Annotated in this window: 19 protein-coding genes; 2 read left to right on the top strand and 17 right to left on the bottom strand. The window is 73.2% G+C overall.

The annotated features are described in order from the left end of the window. The first annotated feature begins 26 nt into the window (after positions 1-26). Positions 27-824, top strand: a complete 798-nt coding sequence (locus QQA02_RS10240; RefSeq protein ID WP_284864219.1) for a class I SAM-dependent methyltransferase — start codon at positions 27-29, stop codon at positions 822-824. Here the strand turns inward: QQA02_RS10240 and QQA02_RS10235 are convergent. The 5 genes from QQA02_RS10235 to QQA02_RS10215 form a co-directional block, all read right to left on the bottom strand. After that, a complete protein-coding gene (locus QQA02_RS10235) occupies positions 821-1495 on the bottom strand; it encodes a hypothetical protein (RefSeq protein WP_284864218.1) in 675 nt (224 codons plus the stop codon). The genes QQA02_RS10240 and QQA02_RS10235 overlap by 4 nt on opposite strands. Positions 1496-1524: 29 nt before the next feature. After that, positions 1525-3702 carry a bifunctional cytidylate kinase/GTPase Der gene (gene der / locus QQA02_RS10230; protein ID WP_284864247.1) on the bottom strand — a complete coding sequence of 726 codons (2178 nt, stop codon included), beginning with the start codon at positions 3700-3702 and terminating at the stop codon, positions 1525-1527. Positions 3703-3719: 17 nt separating this feature from the next. Beyond that, the gene (locus QQA02_RS10225; RefSeq protein ID WP_284864217.1) at positions 3720-4574 is read right to left on the bottom strand and encodes a pseudouridine synthase; all 855 of its coding nucleotides are present in this window, start codon (positions 4572-4574) and stop codon (positions 3720-3722) included. Positions 4575-4663: 89 nt separating this feature from the next. Further along, a complete protein-coding gene (gene scpB / locus QQA02_RS10220; RefSeq protein ID WP_284864216.1) occupies positions 4664-5245 on the bottom strand; it encodes an SMC-Scp complex subunit ScpB in 582 nt (193 codons plus the stop codon). Then, on the bottom strand, positions 5232-6077 hold the full coding sequence (locus tag QQA02_RS10215; RefSeq protein WP_284864215.1) for a sulfurtransferase: 846 nt from the start codon (positions 6075-6077) through the stop codon (positions 5232-5234). The genes scpB and QQA02_RS10215 overlap by 14 nt, the downstream gene beginning before the upstream one ends. 116 nt (positions 6078-6193) lie before the next feature. Here QQA02_RS10215 and QQA02_RS10210 point away from each other — a divergent pair, with 116 nt between their 5' ends. Then, positions 6194-7450 carry an Nramp family divalent metal transporter gene (locus tag QQA02_RS10210; RefSeq protein ID WP_502870990.1) on the top strand — a complete coding sequence of 419 codons (1257 nt, stop codon included), beginning with the start codon at positions 6194-6196 and terminating at the stop codon, positions 7448-7450. Between the two features lie 36 nt (positions 7451-7486). Here the strand turns inward: QQA02_RS10210 and QQA02_RS10205 are convergent, their stop codons facing one another. From QQA02_RS10205 to QQA02_RS10150, 12 genes are all read right to left on the bottom strand, one after another. After that, on the bottom strand, positions 7487-8296 hold the full coding sequence (locus tag QQA02_RS10205) for a segregation and condensation protein A (RefSeq protein WP_284775518.1): 810 nt from the start codon (positions 8294-8296) through the stop codon (positions 7487-7489). Positions 8297-8358: 62 nt separating this feature from the next. Beyond that, positions 8359-9237 (bottom strand): ParA family protein, encoded by an 879-nt coding sequence (locus tag QQA02_RS10200; protein WP_075663882.1) that lies wholly within the window; start codon positions 9235-9237, stop codon positions 8359-8361. Between the two features lie 134 nt (positions 9238-9371). Next, the gene (locus tag QQA02_RS10195; RefSeq protein WP_284864245.1) at positions 9372-10322 is read right to left on the bottom strand and encodes a site-specific tyrosine recombinase XerD; all 951 of its coding nucleotides are present in this window, start codon (positions 10320-10322) and stop codon (positions 9372-9374) included. Continuing rightward, positions 10322-10984, bottom strand: coding sequence for an NUDIX domain-containing protein (locus QQA02_RS10190; protein WP_284775503.1), 663 nt, complete (start codon positions 10982-10984; stop codon positions 10322-10324). The genes QQA02_RS10195 and QQA02_RS10190 overlap by 1 nt, the downstream gene beginning before the upstream one ends. 22 nt (positions 10985-11006) lie before the next feature. After that, positions 11007-12023, bottom strand: a complete 1017-nt coding sequence (locus tag QQA02_RS10185; RefSeq protein WP_284775504.1) for a copper transporter — start codon at positions 12021-12023, stop codon at positions 11007-11009. A 15-nt stretch (positions 12024-12038) separates the two neighbouring features. Then, positions 12039-13238 carry a putative cytokinetic ring protein SteA gene (gene steA / locus QQA02_RS10180; protein WP_284775520.1) on the bottom strand — a complete coding sequence of 400 codons (1200 nt, stop codon included), beginning with the start codon at positions 13236-13238 and terminating at the stop codon, positions 12039-12041. Between the two features lie 94 nt (positions 13239-13332). Continuing rightward, entirely contained in the window at positions 13333-15066 is a 1734-nt protein-coding gene (recN, locus tag QQA02_RS10175) for a DNA repair protein RecN (protein ID WP_284864214.1), read from the bottom strand. Positions 15067-15090: 24 nt separating this feature from the next. Further along, positions 15091-16023: an NAD kinase gene (locus tag QQA02_RS10170; protein ID WP_284864213.1), complete on the bottom strand. Its 933-nt coding sequence runs from the start codon at positions 16021-16023 to the stop codon at positions 15091-15093. After that, a complete protein-coding gene (locus tag QQA02_RS10165; protein WP_284864212.1) occupies positions 16020-16841 on the bottom strand; it encodes a TlyA family RNA methyltransferase in 822 nt (273 codons plus the stop codon). The genes QQA02_RS10170 and QQA02_RS10165 overlap by 4 nt, the downstream gene beginning before the upstream one ends. Further along, positions 16828-17043, bottom strand: a complete 216-nt coding sequence (locus QQA02_RS10160) for a hypothetical protein (RefSeq protein ID WP_284864211.1) — start codon at positions 17041-17043, stop codon at positions 16828-16830. The genes QQA02_RS10165 and QQA02_RS10160 overlap by 14 nt, the downstream gene beginning before the upstream one ends. Beyond that, complete coding sequence (locus tag QQA02_RS10155) at positions 17040-18035, bottom strand: HAD-IIA family hydrolase (protein WP_284864210.1); 996 nt, start codon at positions 18033-18035, stop codon at positions 17040-17042. The genes QQA02_RS10160 and QQA02_RS10155 overlap by 4 nt, the downstream gene beginning before the upstream one ends. A 6-nt stretch (positions 18036-18041) precedes the next feature. After that, complete coding sequence (locus QQA02_RS10150) at positions 18042-19112, bottom strand: hypothetical protein (RefSeq protein WP_502870989.1); 1071 nt, start codon at positions 19110-19112, stop codon at positions 18042-18044. Positions 19113-19210 lie beyond the last annotated feature (98 nt).

Here is a 19210-nt window from a genome sequence, read left to right as displayed (position 1 = left end):
GGCGGCGCGCTAGAGTGTCTCCCGCCATGACCCAGCCGCCCGCAGACCACTACCCCGCCTACCGCCCGCCGTCGACGGTCAACGCGCCACGCTTCCGCGACGCCGGCCACCGCGCGGCGTCGGCACGCGCCTTCCGTGCCGGGGCCCGCGCCTACGACGACGCCCGCCCCGGCTACCCGACCGAGGTCGCCGCGCTCCTCGACGGCTGCGCCCGCGTAGTCGATGTCGGAGCCGGCACCGGCAAGCTGACGGCCTCCCTGCTCGCGGAGGGCCGCGAGGTCTGGGCGATCGAGCCCGCCGCCGACATGGCGCGCACCCTGGCCGAGCTCGTCGACGTGCCCGTCTGGCGTGCCACGGCCGAGGCGACGGCGCTTGCCGACGCCGCGGTGGACGCCGTCGCGTGCGCGCAGACGTGGCACTGGGTCGACGTGGCGGCCGCCTGCACGGAGCTGGACCGGGTGGTACGCCCCGGCGGGCGGGTGGTGCTGGCGTGGAACACGCTGGACGTGACGGACCCGTGGGTGCTGCGCCTGGCGCGCATCATGCACTCCGGCGACGTGCTCGCCGAGGGCTTCACCCCCGAGGTGTGCTCGCCGTGGCGGATCACGCGGCGCTGGACGGGGCGCTGGCGCGACCGGCTGGACACCGACGGCGTGTTCGCGCTGACGGCCACGCGCTCCTACTGGCTGCGCAACGGCGAAAAGGTGCGCGCGCGGGTGCGCGGCAACCTGGAGTGGTACCTCTTCGAGCACACCGGGATGCACCCGGGGGACGCGGTGGAGCTGCCCTACCGCACGGACGCGTTCGTCCTCGAGCGGGCCTAGGAGCGGGCGCGGGACTGGCGCCAGGCGCGCCAGAAGACGACGGCCAGCAGCGCCAGGGTGACCCAGAGCAGGTAGCGGTTGACCACCTGGACGACGTCGAGGACCTCGTCGCCGAAGGTCCACCCGAGCCACATCATGATGCCGTTGACCAGGACGACGCTCGCGGCGTTGAGGGCGAGCATGGCCGTCAGCGAGACGCCGAGGAGGCCGAGCACGGCGTTGACGACGTTGTTGGGCACCGGCCCGGGCGCGTAGCCGAGCGGCACGAGCCCGCAGGTGACCAGGGTGGCCTTGCGCGAGCGCGAACCGAGGGCCCGCAGGATGAGCTTGCGCATGCGCGGCATGTACTGCACGGACATCTCGATGAAGTCCATGCCCCAGCGCCGGCCCATGCACCAGTAGAGCGGCATGAACTTCACCGCGCCGAAGACGGTGCACAGCAGGTAGACCCACCACACGCCGTTGCCCACCGAGGCGTTGGCCCCGGAGACCACGGCCGAGGTGTAGCCGCCGACGAGCAGCGTGTAGGCCAGCGGGTGCGAGAGCAGGTAGGCGCGCAGCGGGATCATGGCGAACCCGTAGATGACGACGGCGAAGAGCCCGACGAAGAGCCAGATGTCGACCTTGTCGGGCTTCTCGAGGAACCGTGGCAGTTCGGGTTGCTCAGTCACGGCGACTCACTCTACCGCCCCGCGGACACTCACCGGCGTTGGCGGCGCTCGCGCACGCGCACGGCCACGCGCACCGGGGTGCCGTGGAAGCCGAACTGCTCGCGGAACTTGCGCTCCAGGTAGCGCCGGTAGCCGGCGTCGAGGAAGCCGGTGGTGAACAGCACGACCGTCGGCGGGCGGGTGCCGGCCTGCGTGGCGAAGAGCACGCGCGGCAGGCGGTTGTTCTTCATCGGCGGCGGGTTCTGCGCAATGGTCTCGCGCAGCCAGTTGTTCAGCCGGCCGGTGGAGACGCGCTGGTCCCAGCTCTCCAGGGCCTCGAGCATGGCGGGCTCGAGCTTCTGCAGGGCGCGCCCGGTCTTGGCGGAGATGTTGACCCGGGTCACCCACGGCAGGTGGGCGAGCTGCAGGTCGATCTCGCGCTCGAGCGCGGTGCGGCGGTCCTCGTCGACGAGGTCCCACTTGTTGAAGGCGAGCACCAGCGCCTTGCCGGCGTCGACGACGGCGCTCAGGATGCGCTGGTCCTGCTCGGTGACCGGCTCGGAGGCGTCGATGAGCATGACGCAGACCTCGGCGGCCTCGATCGCGTTCTGGGTGCGCAGGGAGGCATAGTACTCGTGGCCGCGGGCCTGCTTGACCTTGCGGCGCAGGCCGGCGGTGTCGACGAAGCGCCACAGCTTCTTGTCCAGCTGCACCAGGGAGTCGACCGGGTCGACGGTGGTGCCGGCGACGTTGTCGACGACGCTGCGCTCCTCGCTGGCCATCTTGTTGAGCATCGAGGACTTGCCCACGTTCGGCCGACCGACCAGGGCCACGCGGCGCGGGCCGGAGACCACGGAGGTCTCGCGCGGGTGCTCCGGGAAGGCCTTGAGCACCTCGTCGAGGACGTCGGCGCCGCCGCGGCCGTGCAGGGCCGAGACGGGCCACGGGTCGCCGAGGCCGAGCGCGTAGAGCTCGGCGACGTCGCCGAGCTGCATCGGCGAGTCGACCTTGTTGGCCACGAGGATGACGGGCACCTTCGACCGCTGCAGCTTACGTGCCATGACCTCGTCGGTCTCGGTGATGCCGACCTTGGCGTCGACCACGACGACGATGACGTCGGCGGTGGCCATCGCGCTCTCGGCCTGGCGGGCGATGGCGGCGTGGATGCCCTTGACGTTGGGGTCCCAGCCACCGGTGTCCTGCACCCAGAAGCGGCGCCCGGTCCACTCGGCCAGGTACTTCACGCGGTCGCGGGTGACGCCGGGGGTGTCCTCGACGACGGCCTCACGCCGGCCGAGGAAGCGGTTGACCAGGGAGGACTTGCCCACGTTCGGCCGGCCCACCACCGCGACGGTGCACAGGGCCTCCTCCTCGTGGTGCTGGACGCCGAAGGCGTCCTCGACGTCCTCCCAGTCGGTGCCGGCGAGCTGCTCGGCGTCGGCGGCGGAGAGGTCGAAGTCGTCGGCGCCGTAGGCGGCGACGTCGTCGAAGCCCGCCTGGATGAACTCGGTCTCGGCGGCGTCGGCCTGCGCGGCGTCGTCAATCCCGTCGCCCGCGGAGGCGGCGACGATCTCGGTGAGCCGGTCGAGCACCTCGTCGGGGGTCAGCTCGGAGGTGTCGACGGTCACGGCGTCGTCGGCCGGGCGCAGCGGCGAGGTCTTTCGCGAGGAGTCTGCGGCGTCGCGGCGCTGGACGTCGGCGAGCACGGCGTCGAAGTCGACCTCGCGGCCGGCGGCGACGTCCTGGTCGTACCGGCGCTTGGCGCGCACCTCGGGCGCGGCGGTCAGGTACACCTTCGCCGGGGCGTCGGCGAGCACGACGGTGCCGATGTCGCGGCCCTCGACGATGGCTCGGTGGGCGCGCTCGGCGAGCTCGCGCTGGAGGGCGACGAGGTTCTCACGCACCTCCGGGATCGCGGAGACCGCGGAGACGTGCGCGGTGACCTCGGGGCCGCGGATCTCACCGGAGACGTCCTCGCCGGCCAGCCACACGGCGGTCGACTGGGGGTCGTCGCTGACGTCGAGGCGCAGCCGCGCGGTCTCGGCGATGACGGCCTCGGTGTCGGCCGGGTCGATGCCCGCGCGCAGCACGGCGAGCGTGGCGACGCGGTACATCGCACCGGTGTCGACGTACTTGGCGTCGAGGCGCTCGGCCAGCGCCCGGCAGGTGGTCGACTTACCGGTTCCGGAGGGGCCGTCGACGGCGAGGATCAGGCCGTCGTCGGGCATGTTGGAGTAGCGCTCGGTCACAGTCCCACCGCCTTGTAGAGGCTCGTCAGTTCGGCGCGGTTGAGCGCGCGCAGGATGCCGGGGCGCTGCTCGCCGAGCGCCACGGTGTGGATCTTGGTGCGGACGAGGCGCTGGACCGGGTAGCCCAGGGCCTTGAGCAGGCGGCGCACGACGTGCTTGCGGCCCTCGTGCAGCTCGACGCGGACCAGCGACTCGCCGTTGTAGGTGTCGATGATCTGCGCGGAGTCGGCCTTGACGGGGCCGTCGTCGAGCTCGACGCCCTCGCACAGGGCGCGCACGAGCTCGCGGTCGGCCTCGCCGAGCACCGTGGCCACGTAGGTCTTGGAGACCTCGTAGCGCGGGTGGGTCAGGCGGTTGGCCAGCTCGCCGTCGTTGGTCAGCATGATCAGGCCCTCGGTGTCGGCGTCGAGGCGGCCGACGTGAAAGAGGCGCTGGCCGGCGGCGGTCTGCTCGGCGACGAAGTCGCCCACGCAGGGCCGGCCCATGTCGTCGGACATGGTGGAGTGGACGCCGCGCGGCTTGTTGAGCACGAAGTAGCGCAGCGACTGGTCGGTCTGCACGCGCACCCCGTCGACGCGGATGACGTCGGTCTCGGGGTTGACGCGCACGCCCTGGCGGGTCACGGTCTCGCCGTTGACCTCGACGCGGCCGGCGTCGATGAGCTGCTCGGAGTGGCGGCGCGAGGCGACGCCGGCGCGGGCGAGCACCTTCTGCAGGCGCTCGCCCTCGGAGCGCGACCCGGAGGCCTCGGCCAGCGCGGCGCGCAGCTCCTCGTCGCTGAGGTGCTGGTGGCGCGCGGGCCGGGCGTTGGATACCTGCGGAGTGCCGTCTCGGCTTGCGGGGGGTGTCACGGGTTGAACATCCTTATTCAATACGGAATTCTGACGGGCCCGATCGTACCCCGCGCAGGCCCCGGAAACCCCATCCGCGCGCCGGAGGTTCAGTCGCCGCGGGAGGCGGCGTCGAAGGCCTCGAGCTCGTCGATGTCGTCGATGTCCGGCAGCAGCGGGGCCAGGTCCGGCAGCGCCTCGAGCGAGTCGACGCCGAGCAGCTCGAGGAAGAGCTCGGTGGTCGCGTAGCGGTGCGCCCCGGTGGCCGGGTCGGCCTCGACCTCGCGGATCAGCCCGCGCAGGGCCAGGGTGCGCATGACGCCGTCGACGTTGACGCCGCGTACGGCCGCGACCTGGCGGCGGGTGACCGGCTGACGGTAGGCGACCACGGCGAGGGTTTCCAGGGCGGCGCGCGAGAGCCGGGTCTGCGAGCCGTCGAGCAGGAAGGCCTCGACGGCCGGGGCGTTGTCGCGGCGGCTGACCAGGCGGTGGCCCTCGGACGTGCTCGTCAGCTCGAAGCCCATGCCGCGGGAGGCGTACTCGGCGCGCATCTCCTCCAGGGCGGCGGTGACGTCGTTCTCCTCGGCGGCCAGGGCGGAGGCGAGCGCGGCGGTGGTCACCGGCTGGTCGACGACGAGCAGCACCGACTCGACGCGCGAGCGCAGCTGGCCGACGGGCTCAGGCGCGACCATCGAGGTCCTCTGCCCCGTCGCCGGTGACCGCCGGGAACTCGGCCGGGTCGTTGTCCACGTGGCCCCACTCGGTCCAGGAGCCCTCGTAGACCTCGACGTCGCCGTAGCCGGCCAGCGTGGCGGCCAGCGCGCCGACGCAGGCGGTCACCCCCGAGCCGCAGACGAAGGTCGCCGCCCCGGCCGGGCCGAGGACGGTCTCGAGGAGGTCGCGCATCTCGTCGACGTCGCGGTAGCGCCCGTCGGCGGTGCGGAACCGCGTGTAGGGCAGGTTGACCGCACCCGGCATGTGGCCGGAGCGGACGTTCTCGCGCGGCTCGGGCTCGGTGCCGCAGAAGCGGGTCGCAGAACGCACGTCGACGACGTGGCGGTGGCCCAGGGCGAGCGCCTCGCGCACACCGTCGGCGTCGGTGAGCAGCTCCCAGGAGGGCGCGGCGGTGATCTGCCCCGGCGTCGCCTCCTCGGCCGACTTCGGTTCGGCGAGCGGGCGGTCGGCGGCGCGCCACGCGGCGAGCCCGCCGTCGAGGACGGCGACGTTGCGCAGGCCGGCCACGCGGGCGAGCCACCACACACGCGGGGCGAGCGGGGTCTCGGAGTCGTCGTAGACCACCACCGGGGTCTTGTCGCTGATCCCGTAGGCCTCGAAGACGCGCGCGGGGTCGACCGGCACCGTGTTCGGCAGCGGGTGGGTGGGGTCCGAGAAGTCCCCGTCGAGGGCCGCCACGAAAGATCCGGGGATCGCCTCGGTGGGGCGCGCCCCGCCCGCCGTGGCGAAGAGCAGCACCGCGCGGCGGCGCACCGAGGACAACTGGTCGACGTCGATGATGGCAGCCATGGGCCGGATTATACGGCCGCCCGTCCACCCCCGGATTGAGGCCTTTCGTCGCCTTTCCGGCCGACGCCCGGGTCTCCGTTTCCCTGACGGACACACCGCGACTAGAGTTCAATACCATGAATTCTGTTCGCCAGGTCCACGAAATTACCGGCCCTTACACGCCGGACCACAACCGCATGCTGGTCCTGCTCGGCCCCGCCTTCGTCGCCGCCGTCGCCTACGTCGACCCCGGCAACGTGGCCGCCAACATCACGGCCGGCGCCAAGTACGGCTTCCTGCTGGTGTGGGTGCTCGTGCTGGCCAACGCCATGGCCGTGTTCATCCAGTACCAGTCCGCCAAGCTCGGCCTGGTCACCGGCCACAGCCTGCCCGAGGTGCTCGGCACGCGGTTGAAGAAGCCCGCCCGCCTCTCCTTCTGGATCCAGGCCGAGCTGGTCGCCGCCGCGACCGACCTCGCCGAGGTCGTCGGCGGCGCCATCGCCCTGCAGCTGCTCTTCGACCTGCCGCTGCTGGCCGGCGCCGTGATCACCGGCGTCGTCTCCATCGTGCTCCTCGCCTTCCAGGCCCGCGGCCTCCAGCACGTCTTCGAGCGCGTGATCATCGGCCTGCTGCTGGTCATCTCGATCGGCTTCCTCACCGGCCTCGTCGTCGACCCGCCCGTGCCCGCCGAGGTCGCCGAGGGACTCATCCCCCGCTTCGACGGCGCCGAGACCGTCCTGCTGGCGGCCTCGATGCTCGGTGCGACCGTCATGCCGCACGCGATCTACCTGCACTCCTCGCTGGTCAAACACCGCTTCGGCCACGCCGACGACGAGCGCCTGCCGCGACTGCTGCGCGCCAGCAAGTTCGACGTGACCTGGGCGCTGGTCATCGCCGGCCTGGTCAACATCGGCCTGCTCGTCCTCGCCGCCAACTCGCTCTACGGCGTGGAAGGCACCGACACCATCGAGGGCGCCCACGCCGCTGTCGTCGCCAATCTCGGTGACGCCGTGGGCGTCGTCTTCGGCCTCGGCCTGCTGGCCTCCGGCCTGGCCTCGACCTCGGTGGGCTCCTACGCCGGCTCCGAGATCATGGACGGCCTGCTGCACGTGCGCGTGCCGCTGCTCACCCGCCGTGTGGTCACGCTGATCCCGGCGCTGATCATCGTCGGCGTCGGCATCGAGCCCACGCTCGCGCTGGTGTGGAGCCAGGCACTGCTCTCGGTCGGCATCCCCTTCGCCATCGTCCCGCTCTTCCTGGCCACCGGCAGCAGGAAGGTCATGGGCAAGTACGCCGACGGCACCGCAGTCAAGGTCCTGGCCTTCATCATCGCGGCGCTGGTGATCGTACTGAACATCGCGCTGCTCGTCCTGACCGCGATGGGCATCGGCTGACGCCCGCGGGGCCGGCGCCGCAGAGCGCCGGCTGATTCAGTCCCAGTTGGCGGCGGCGACGACCGCCGGATCCACTTCGAGGCCCGTCCAGGCCACGGCCAGCTCACCGAGCGGCTCCGGCTGGCGGGCCTCGACCGCGTGCGCCTTGTAGAGCTCAAGCAGTGCCAGGAAAGTGCCCACGGCCTGGATGGTCGAGGTGCACGAGCGGGTCAGCCGCTCGAAGGTCAGCCACTGCTCCACCCCGGCGAGGTGCAGCGCCTCGAGCACGCGCCCGGCCTCGTGCGGCACGGAGACCTCCGCGTGGTGCAGGTGGTCCACGCCGACCTCCTCGGGCGGGCGCGGCCGGAAGACGCCGGCGGCCAGCTCGGCGAAGGACTGCGCGTCGTGGCCCAGCTCCACCGGGGGCAGCAGGTGGCGGAAGCGCTCCTCGAGCCCACCGGTGCGCGCGTAGCGGCGCCGGGCGCCCCGCTGCCATTCTGCGAAGAGCGCGGCGACCTTCTTGTACGCTCGGTACTGCACCAGGCGGGCGAAGAGCAGGTCGCGCGAGCTCAGCAGCTCCAGGTCGGCCTCGTCGTCGACGTCGCCGCGCGGGATGAGGCGCGCGGCCTTGAGGTCGAGCAGCGTGGCGGCGACCAGCAGGAAGCCGGTCGTCTCCTCGAGCTCGGCGCGCTCGCCGAGCTGGCGGGTGTAGGCGATGAACTCGTCGGTGACCTCGGCCAGCGCGACCTCGGTGACGTCCAGCTTGCGCACCTGGATCAGGTGCAGCAGCAGGTCGAAGGGGCCGGTGAAGTTGTGCAGCGCGACGGTGAAGCCGGTGATCTCCGGCTGGACGGACCCGTCCGGCAGTCGCTTCTCCGCGGGCGACGCGGCGGTGGCGCCGGAGTCCGCGCCCGCGCCGGCGTGCCGGCTCACGGCAGCTCGGCGCAGCGCTCCACGACCTCCTTGGCGAGGTTGCGGTACTGCTCCGCGCCCTGGGACTTCGGCGCCCAGGAGGTGATCGGCTCGCCGGCCACGGAGGTCTCCGGGAAGCGCACGGTGCGCGTGATCACGGAGTCGAAGACCTTGTCGCCGAAGACCTCGACCACCCGCGACATCACCTCGCGCGAGTGGGTGGTGCGCCGGTCGAACATGGTCACCAGGATGCCCAGGATGTCCAGGTCGAAGTTGAGGCGGTCGCGGACCTTCTCGACGGTGTCGGTCAGCAGCGCCAGGCCGCGCAGCGAGAAGTACTCGCACTCCATCGGGATGATCACCCCGTGGGAACAGGCCAGGGCGTTGACCGTGAGCAGGCCGAGCGAGGGCTGGCAGTCGAGGATGATGAAGTCGTAGTCGCGGACCACCGGGCGCAGGGCACGCGCCAGGGTCTGCTCGCGGCCGACCTCGTTGACCAGCTGGATCTCGGCGGCCGAGAGGTCGATGTTGGCGGGCACCAGGTCCAGGCCGGGCACGCGGGTGTGCATGAGCGCGGAGTGGATCGAGGCCTCGTTGTCGACGAGCAGGTCGTAGACGGAGGTGTCCAGGTCCGCCAGGGAGACCCCGAGGCCGGCGGAGAGGGCGCCCTGCGGGTCGAGGTCGACGAGCAGCACCTTGCGGCCGAGGTCGGCCAGGCAGGCACCGAGGTTGATCGTCGAGGTGGTCTTGCCCACCCCGCCCTTCTGGTTGCACATCGCGAGGATGCGCGCGGGCCCGTGGCGGTCGACGGGGCCCGGCTCAGGCAGCTCGCGCACCGGACGGCCGGTCAGGCCGACCTCGACGTCCGCGGAGTCGAACAGTCCTCCGTCTCCCATGGTCAAACCCTCTCCCTTGACTTTTGGCTACCCGCCTTCCGGTCGGATGACACGCGTGTCATTCTACCCGGCGCCCCCGGCACCGCGCTGGCGGGCACGCGGACTTCGTCCACTCAGGCGCCGTGCTCAAGCGCTCAGGCGCGCGGATGCGCCAGCCGCCAGACCTCGCGCAGCCCGTCGGCGGTGACGTGCGTGTAGATCTGCGTCGTGGTCACGGAGGAGTGCCCGAGCAACTCCTGGACCACGCGCACGTCCGCCCCGCCGGAGAGCAGGTGGGTGGCGAAGCTGTGCCGCAGCGTGTGCGGCGAGATGTCGCGCTCGATGCCGGCGCGCGCGGCCCGTTTCTTCAGCACGCCCCACGCGCTCTGCCGGGAGAACGCCCCGCCTCGCTGGTTGAGCAGCAGCCGGTGGCTGCGCCCGCGGGCGAGCACCGGGCGGGCGCGCACCAGGTAGGCCTCGACGGCCGCGCGCGCCGAGCGCCCCACGGGCACCAGCCGCTGCTTGCCACCCTTGCCGAGGATGCGCAGGAAGGCGGTGTCCTCCCCCGCCTCCTCGGCCTCGGCCAGCGGCCCGGTGACGTCGTCGACGTCGAGGCCGACGACCTCAGAGACGCGCGCACCGGTGGCGTAGAGCAGCTCGAGCAGCGCGCGGTCGCGCAGGTCCACCGGGGTGGCCGTCTCCCCGTCGGGGGCGGCCTCGATCAGCCGGGTGACCTCCTCGACGCTCAGCGTGTCCGGCAGGTGGCGCCCGGTCGTCGGCGGCGAGACCTCGGCGGCGACGTCGACGTCGAGCTCGCCCTCGGTCAGCCCGAACTTGTGCAGCCCGCGCACAACCACGAGCGCCCGCCCGGCCGAGGAGGCCGACAGCGCGCGCCGGCCCTCCCCGCCGCGGCGCAGGTCCGCGACGTAGGCCTCGATCTGGGCGGAGGTGACCGCGGCGAGGTCGGTGACCCCGGCGTCGGTGAGCCAGTCCAGGTAGCGCGCGGTGTCGCGCCGGTAGCCGGCCAGCGTGTTGCGGCTGAGCCCCTTCTCGACGGCGAGGTGGTTCAGCCAGGCGCGCCCGAGCGCGTGTGGGTCGACGCGGATCACAGCTTCTTCATGTCCGGGGCAATGCCCGCCGCTTGACGACGTCGCGCCAGTGCCTGCGGTCGCAGCGTGAACTCGGCGTCGGCGGGGCGCACGGCTGCGCCGTGGCGCAGCACGTCGTGGGCGGCGAGCACGCCGGCCACGGCGATGGAGTTGGCGACCTCGCCGGCGTGGACGGCGTCGCGGGCGGCGTCGAGGCCGATCCACTCCAGCGACATGTCCGCCTCCTCGTCCTCGGGCTCAGGGCGCTCGACGGCGCGCAGGTCGCGGGCGAGGAAGACGCGCACGGCCTCGTCGCAGAAGCCGGGGCTGGTCACCAGGTCGACCAGGCTGTCCCAGCTCCCGGCGTCGAGGCCGGCCTCCTCGCCGAGTTCGCGGCGGGCGGCGGTCAGCGGGTCCTCGCCGGCGAAGTCGAGGATGCCGGCGGGCAGCTCGAGGAGCCGGGTGCCCACGGCGTGGCGGTACTGGCGCACCATGGCCACGGCGCCGCGCTCCGCGTCGTAGGCGACGACGGCGACGGCGCCGAAGTGCTCGACGATCTCGCGGTCGGCGGTCCCGCCGCCGGGCATGACGACCTGGTCGCGGCGCACGGCCAGGATCGGGGCGTCGACGAGGGTCTCGGAGTCGGTGACGGTGAAGGTGTGGGTGCCGGGGGTGCTCATGGTCCTCAAGTCTAGGCCCGCGTCAGGCCTGCGGGGCCTCCGCCGCCGGGGCCCCGGAGCCGTCGCCGGAGTTCTGCCCGGACCCGGCGTCCGGGACCTGCGGGGTGGCGGCCTCGGCGGACTCGGCCGAGCCGTAGGCGCCGGAGCGGCCCTCGAGCTGCTCGGCGACGGCGAGCACGGTGGCGATGCGGCCCCAGGAGCGGTCGACGGAGTCGACGGTCGACGGCGCGCGGTCCGCGCCCTCGTCGCCCTGGCCGGCCGCACGCGTCAGGCCGATCGCGCCGGTGTCGGAGGCGGAGCCGATGCGGCCGGCGAGCACGACGCCGTTGCCGCGCTCCTGCATGGCCTCGACGAGGTTGGAGACGACCTGGGCGCCGAAGCCGGTCTCGCCGGCGCCGTCCGCGCCGCCGGTGACCACGACGACGACCTGGGCCGGGCGGATGGTGCCGCGCTCGTACTCGAGGTACCCGGCGTCGGCCAGTGCGCCGAGCAGTGCCTCGCGCTCGTCATCGTCGGCCTGGGGCTCACCGCTGTCGGGAGCGAGCATCAGCGCCGAGCCGAGCGCCTGGCCGGCGTGGGTGCCCGGGTCCAGGTGCTCCTCGGAGAGCTGCGCGCCGGCCGGCAGCGTGTTGGTCACGATGGTCTTGAGCTTGTCCGCGCCCTGCTGGTCGGTGAACTTCTCGGTCAGCGTGATGGTGCCGGCCTCGACGGCGTCGGCCTCCCGCAGCAGGCGGGAGATCCCGTCGACGTCCTCGTCGGCGGCGTCGGCGGTGCGCAGTACGAGCACCGGGCGGTCGGTGAGTGTCCCGGCGACGCTCTTGCCCGCCAGCTCGGAGACGACGGCGTCGGCCGAGGAGGCCTGCGCCTCGGCGACGGCGACCTCCTGCTCGGAGGCGCCGTCGTCGGCGGCCGCGGAGGTGTGCCCGCCGTCCGGGGAGTTCGGGGCGATGACGAGCGCGCCGAGGGCGACGCCCACGGCCACGCCGAAGCCGAGTCCCGCGATGAGGACGCCGGTGCGTCCCTGCTTGTTCTTGGCCATTGTTACGTCGGCTCCTTACTTGAACCAGCTCTGGACGGTCAACGCGATGTTGTTCCAGGTGTCGATCAGATTCTCGGTGAACCCGCCGTCACCCGCGGTGCCCGCGACGAGCACGACGACCGCGACGGCGACCAGGATGCCCAGGATCGCCCACAGCCACGCCGTCCCGCGGCCCGAGGGCACGTGGTAGAGGTCGATGACGGCCTCGGCGTCGATGAGGCGCGCGCCGACCTTGGAGCGGGTCAGCAGCGCGGCCGGGGTGGCCTCGGGGCGGTCGGCGAAGATCGCGTCGAGGTCCAGCGGGGCGCCGGCGTTGACCACCAGCTCTGCGCCGTGGTACTCGGCCAGCAGCAGAGCCAGGTCGGTCGCCGAGTCGGTGGCCGAGGGGAAGGTCATCGCGCCGATGCCGAGGTCCTGGATGCGCTCCAGCCCGGCGGCGTGGCCGTCGGGTTCGGCGGGCAGCACGACACGCGCGCCGCTGCGCAGGGTCTCGGACTCGATACCGGCGGGGTTGCCCACGATCAGGTCGGGGGTGTAGCCCTCGCGCACCAGGGTGTCGGCGGCGGAGTCGACGCCGATGAGGACCGGGTCGTACTCGCGGATGAAGTTGCGCAGGCGCTTGAGCTGGTCCGCGTGGTCCGCACCGGGGCTGACCACGACGACCTTGCGGCCCTTGACGGAGGCGCCGGTGTCCGGGATGCCGAGGCCGTCGATGAGCAGCGGGGCCTCCGAGTGGATGAACTGGATGGTGTTGCCGAAGAACGCCTCCATGTGCTCGACGAGGTTGCGCTGGGCCTCGTTGAAGCGGGTCTCGGCGGCCGCGCCGTCAACGGGGGCGGCGGTGCCCACGGCGTCGTTGCCGAGGAAGAGCTCGCCGTCCTCGGTCACCCGGCCCTTCTTGCCGCCGCGCAGCTTCGCGTGCGCCTCGGCGCCGAGGTCCTCGAACAGCGGGATCTCGGCGTCGATGAGCATCTGCGGGCCGAAGTTCGGCACCGCGCCGGTGCTGAACCGGGCGATGTTGACCACGGCGGCCGGGCGCAGGTCGATGAGCTGCTGGGCCGCCGGCCGGGAGATGTCGGGGGCGTCGACGACGGCGATGTCGCCGTCGGAGAACTTCTTCAGCCCCTTGGCCAGGGCCGCTCCGGTCAGGTCACGGACCGTGCCGTGGATGCCGGGCAGGTCGTCGGTGCGGGAGAACAGACTCATGGGCCATATTTTGACGCGCCCACCGCGCGGCGTGGCGGAGGCGCGCCGTGCGCTCCGGCCCGCGATCCCGCCCACGATCCGGCCTACCAGCCGACCCGCGGTCTCAGTCCCCCATCGCGGCGACCTCGGCCTGCGCGCGCTCGAGCAGTTCGGCGGCGTGCGCCCGGCCGGTGTCGGTGTCGGCCAGGCCCGCGAGCATGCGCGCCAGCTCGGCCACCCGGCGCTCGCCGGTCAGGGCGGTGACCTCGGAGGAGTCCGCGGTGGCCTTCTCGACGTGCAGGTGGGTGTCCGCGTAGGCGGCGACCTGCGGCAGGTGGGTGACCACGATGACCTGGTGGCTGCGGCTCAGCCGGGCCAGGCGCCGGCCGATCTCGGCGGCGGCGTGCCCGCCGACCCCGGAGTCGACCTCGTCGAAGACGAGCGTGGTCCCGCCGCTCTCGCCGGCCAGGATCACCTCGAGGGCCAGCATGACGCGCGAGAGCTCGCCGCCGGAGGCGGACTGGGCCAGCGGCCGGGCCGCGCCGTCGGCGGCCGGGGCGAGCATGAGCTCGACCTCGTCGGCCCCGCGCGGGCCGGGCGTGGCCGGGCGCACCTCGACGGTCAGGTGCGCGTCCCCCATCGCCAGGCCGGCGAGCTCGGCGGTGACGGCCTCGCCCAGGCCGGACGCCGCGCCCGTGCGCGCGTCGGTGAGGGCGCGCGCGGCGTCGTCAAGCTCTTTCTTAGCCGCCGTCACGGCGGCGGTGAGCTTCTCGACGGCGTCGGAGGAGACGTCGATGCGCTCGAGGCGGGCGGCGGCCTTGTCGCGCCAGGCCAGCACGCCGGCGGCGTCGGGGGCGTACTTGCGCGTCAGGGTCTTCAGCTCCTGCTGGCGCAGCAGGGCGTGCTCGAGGGCCTCGGGGTCGGCGTCGAGTTCGCCGAGGTAGCCGCCCAGTTCGGCGCTGACCTCGGAGAGCTCCGTGGTCACGGCGGCCAGCCGGCGGCCGAGGGCGACCAGCTGCTCGTCGCCGGAGCCGGTGAGCGTGCTCGCGGCACGCCCGAGGGCGACGGCGGCGGGCTCAGCGGTCGAGTCGTCGTAGCCGCCGAGTGCCTCGGCGCCGTCGATGAGGCCGAGCGCGCCCGAGGCGGACTCGCGCAGGGCGTCGACGTCCTGGAGGCGGCGGATCCGGGCGATCAGCTCGTCGTCCTCGCCGGCCTCGGGGGCGACCTTGTCGATCTCGTCGAGGGCGAAGCGCAGGCGGTCGACCTCCTGGGCCAGCTCGCGGCGCTTCCCGGTGCGCTCGGCGAGGTCCCTGGCCAGGCGGCGATGCTCGCGGTAGGCGCGGGCGTAGGCCTCCGCGAGCGGGGCGATGGCCGGGTCGAAGCGGTCGAGGGCGGCGAGCTGCTCGTCGGCGGAGAGCAGGCGCAGCTGGTCGTGCTGGCCGTGGATGGCCAGCACCCCGGAGGCGAAGTCGGCGAGCGTGCCGGCGGGCACGCCGCGCCCGCCCAGGTGGGCCCGGGAGCGCCCGGCGCCGTCGGCGGTGACGCTGACGGTGCGGGAGGCCAGCCAGTCGCCGTTCTCGTCGTCGCGCCCGCCGGCCTCGGCGACCACGGCGTCGGCGGCGGCGGCGACCGCCTCGGGCATGCCGTCGCGGGAGAAGCGGCCCTCGACGCTGGCGCGCTTCTGGCCGGTGCGGATGCGCGAGGCGTCGGCACGCCCGCCGGCGAGCAGGCGCAGGCCGGTGACCACCATGGTCTTGCCCGCACCGGTCTCGCCGGTGAGCACGGTCAGGCCGGGCGAGAACTCCGCGCCGGCGCGCGGGATCGCGCCCAGGTTCTCGATGGTGATGTCGGCGAGCATGGGCCCTACCCTAGCGCCGTGCGCTCAGTGACTCGTGCGTCGCGGGTTGGGACCGCGCCAGCCCTCGACGGGCAGGTGCAGCTTGGTCACGAGCCGGTCGGTGAAGGGCCGGTCGTCGAGGCGCACCCAGCGCACGGGGCGCCGGCCGCGCACGACCTCGACGCGCGAGCCCGGCGGCATGGCCACGGGCCGGAAGCCGTCCATGACGGCCAGGGCCGGGGTGGCGTGGCGGGCGGACTCGACGGCGACGGTCGAGGACGGGCTGACCACCAGCGGCTTGGTGAACAGGGCGTGGGCGTTGTTGGGCACCACGAGCAGCGCGTCGAGCTCCGGCCAGAGCACGGGGCCGCCGGCGGAGAAGGCGTAGGCCGTCGAGCCGGTCGGCGTGGAGATGAGCACGCCGTCGCACCCGAAGGAGCTCACCGGCCGACCGTCGACCTCGAGGACGGCGTCGAGCACGCCGCGGCGGTTGAGGTTCTCCACGCTGACCTCGTTGAGGGCCCAGCCGGTGTCGATGGTCTCCAGGTTCTCGTCGAGCACGCGCACGTCGACGGTCATCCGGTCCTCGACGCGGTAGTCGCGGTCGATGACGCGCTGGGCGGCCAGCTCGAGGGACTCGGCGTCCCACTCGGCCAGGAAACCGACGTGGCCGAGGTTGACGCCGAGCACGGGCAGGTCAGCGGCGTGCGCCAGGTCGGCCGCGCGCAGGAAGGTGCCGTCGCCGCCGAGGACGAGCACGAGCTCGACGCCCTCGCCGGCCTCGGCGGCCGGGTAGCGCGGCAGGCGCGCGAGCGCGGGCTCCTCCTCGAGCGGTTCGGCGTCGTCGAGTTCGAGGGTGCGCACCCGCACGCCGCCGGCCTCGAGCAGCTCGGCGACCCGCGCGGCCGACTTGAGATTGCTGCGGCGTCCGACGTGCGGGACGAGCAGGACCTCGCGGTCGTGGGCGGGTGCGGTCATTGAGGTCCCTCCTCGACGGCGGTGCGGATCATCTCGGCGGTCTTCTCGGCGCCCGGGTCGTTCGCCCCGGCGTCGTTGACCAGCCACAGGAAGTATTCTACGTTTCCGCTCGGTCCGGGCAGCGGCGAGGCGACCACGCCGCGCAGGCTCAGGCCGAGTCCGGCCGCGGCCGCGGCGACGTCCGCGGTGACCTCGGCGCGCAGCTCCGGCGAGCGGACCACCCCGCCGTGGCCGAGGCGGTCCTTGCCCACCTCGAACTGCGGCTTGACCATGGGCAGCAGGTCCGCGCCCGGGGCCATGACCTTCGCGATGGCCGGCAGCGTCAGCTTCAGCGAGATGAAGGAGAGGTCGCCGACCATCACGTCGCAGGGCCCGGCGGTCTGCTCGAGGTCGAGGAAGCGGATGTTGGTGCGGTCGAGCACGCGCACGCGCTCGTCGTCCTGGAGGCGCCAGATCAGCTGTCCGTAGCCGACGTCGACGGCGACGACCTCCCGGGCGCCGCGGTCGAGCGCGACGTCGGTGAACCCGCCGGTGGACGCACCGGCGTCGAGGACGCGGCGGTCCTTCAGGGTCAGCCCCTGCGGCTCGAAGGCCTCCAGGGCCCCGAGCAGCTTGTGGGCGCCGCGGGAGGCCCAGCGGTCCTCCTCGGCCTCCGTGACGCGCACGGAGACCTCCGGGGTGACCTGGGTGGCGGGCTTGGTGGCGGGCAGGCCGTTGACGCTGACCCGGCCCTCCTTGATCATGGTGACCGCCTGCTCGCGGGAGCGGGCGATCTTGCGGCGCACGAGTTCGGCGTCGAGGCGTCTACGGGCGGGCATGTGCCTCCTCCTCCGCGCCGCTGAGCGGCTGGTCCTTGAGCGCCGCCTGCAGCAGCGCGTGCGCCTCCTCGAGGTGGGCGGCCTCGGCGTCAGCGCTGTCAGCGCCCTCGGCGCGGCGCAGGAGATTTCCGACGCCCGCGCGCACCGCCTCCGGGCGCACCCTGGTCGCCGTCGGGTCGTGCGGGACGGGCGCCGGAGTCACGGGCGCCACCCCTCGGCGGCGCGCTTTGCGTGGGTGCCCTCGGCGCGTACGACGCTCGCGGGCTCGCCGGCGTCGGCGGCGGGCCAGGCGGCGGCCAGGACGGTGCGCAGACCCTGGGTGGGCGTGGAGTCGGCGGTTCCGCCGCGCAGGACGACGGTGCCGTCCTCGACGTCGGCGGTAAAGCCGCCCTGGGCGCCGACCTCGAGCTCGGCGGGCTCGGCGAAGAGCCCGGACATGTCGTCGGCGATGTAGGTCGGGCGCTGCTCGGGCGGGGCGGCCAGGAGCTCGGCGGCGCCGGAGACGCCGGTGAGCACCTGGAGGGTGTCCAGGCCGGCGGCGTTGCCGCCCTGGATGTCGGTGTTGAGGCGGTCGCCGACGGCCAGGGGTCGCTTCGCGCCGAAGCGGCGGGCGCCGACGTCGAACATGGCGGCCTCGGGCTTGCCGGCCGACAGCGGGGTGACTCCGGTGGCGGAGACGACGGCAGCGACCATGGAGCCGTTGCCGACCATCAGGCCGCGCTGCATGGGCAGCGTGGTGTCGAGGTTGGTGGCGATGAAGCGCGCGCCGGCGTGGATCGCCAGCGCGGCCTCGGAGAGCTGCTCCCAGCCGGTGCGCGGGTCGTGGCCCTGCAGCACGGCGGCGGGTTGTTCGTCCGCGGAGTCGACTACCTTGAGGCCCGCGTCGGCGGCCAGCTGGCGCAGCGTGTCGGCGCCGAGGACGAGCACCGGGGTGCCCGGCTCGAGTTCGGCTCGGACGAGCTCCACGGCGGCCTGGGCGGAGGTGACTATCTTCTCGGAGGTGGCGTCGAGCCCGATGGCGCTAAGCATCTCCGCGACGGTCTCGGGGGCCCGCGAGGCGTTGTTGGTGACGTAGACGTCCGTGAGCCCGGAGGCCGTGATGGCCTCGACGGCCCCGGGGATGGCGTCGCCGCCCTCCCAGACGGTGCCGTCGAGGTCGAGCAGGACGGCGTCGTAGTTCTCGGCGATGGTCATCGCGGTCTACTCCACCCCGCCGCGGTCGAGCTCGGCCAGGCGGTCCTCGACGTCGGTGACGCCGAACTCGTCCTGGCGGCGGGCGGCGAGGAACCACTCGCGGGCCTCGGCGCGGCGGTCGACGTTGAGCAGCGCGTCCGCGTAGGCGTAGCTGAGGCGCGCGGCCTCGGGTCCCTTGTCCTTCTTGTCGGGCCCGGCGGCCTCGATGGTGGTCACGGCGGAGTCGTGGTCGCCCATGTCGGCGCGCGCACCGGCGGCGACGATGGCCAGCTCGATGGCTGAGTCGTCGTCGAGCTTCTGGGCGTCCTCGCCGCGGGCGAGCTCGAGGGCGCGCTCCGGGCGGCCGAGGCCGCGCTCGCAGTCGGCCATGACGGCCAGCAGACCGGGGCCGCCGCTCATGCGGCGGGCGGCGCGAAGCTCCGAGAGGGCCTCGTGCCACTCACCGGCGCGGTAGGCGGCGATGCCGTTGGTTTCACGGGTGACGGCCACGCGGCCGGCACGGTCCTTGGCGGCGCGCGCGTGCTCGAGGGCGCGGCGCGGAGACTCGTCCATGAGGATCGCCGCGGCGGCCAGGTGCTGGGCGACCTTATCGGCGTTCTGCTTGGCGAGCACCTTGAGGTCCTGCAAGACCATCGGGTCGAGGTCCTGGATGTCGACGTCGGAGGGGATCTCCGGCTCGTTCATTCGGTTGTTGAGCCGCTCCTCGCGGAAGCCGGGGCGCTGCGGGTTCAGACCGGCGCGGTCGCGCTCGCGGCCGGCACGCTGAGCATGACCCTTGCCGCCGCGGCGGTTCTGGCTGCCACGGCCGCCGCGGTCGTTGCGGCCACGCCCGCCGCGTCCGCCGCCGGCGTTCCCGCGGTGTCCGCCGCGGCCGTCGCGGGAGTTGCGACGCTGCCCGTCGTTGTCGCGACGGCCGCCGCCTCGGCGTCCGTCCTTGCCGTGACGATCGTCGTCCATCGGTGCACCATCACTTCCGTATGTCTGGGGCCGGTCAAACCGGAGTCTACGTGCGCAAAAGGCACGGAGCGAAGAAGAGGACTTCGACTGTCCTTCTCCCTCACCCCGTGCCTTAAGCATCCACTGTTTGATTATTTTGACTTGTGGTGTCGGCGGTGACTTACTCTCCCACACCCTCCCGAGTGCAGTACCATCAGCATAGGCGGGCTTAGCTTCCG

It is taken from the genome of Corynebacterium sp. MSK006 (assembly GCF_030232385.1).
GTDB lineage: Bacteria > Actinomycetota > Actinomycetes > Mycobacteriales > Mycobacteriaceae > Corynebacterium > Corynebacterium frankenforstense_A.
The sequence above is the reverse complement of the archived record's forward strand: the minus strand, read 5'-3'. Positions and strand labels throughout refer to the sequence as shown.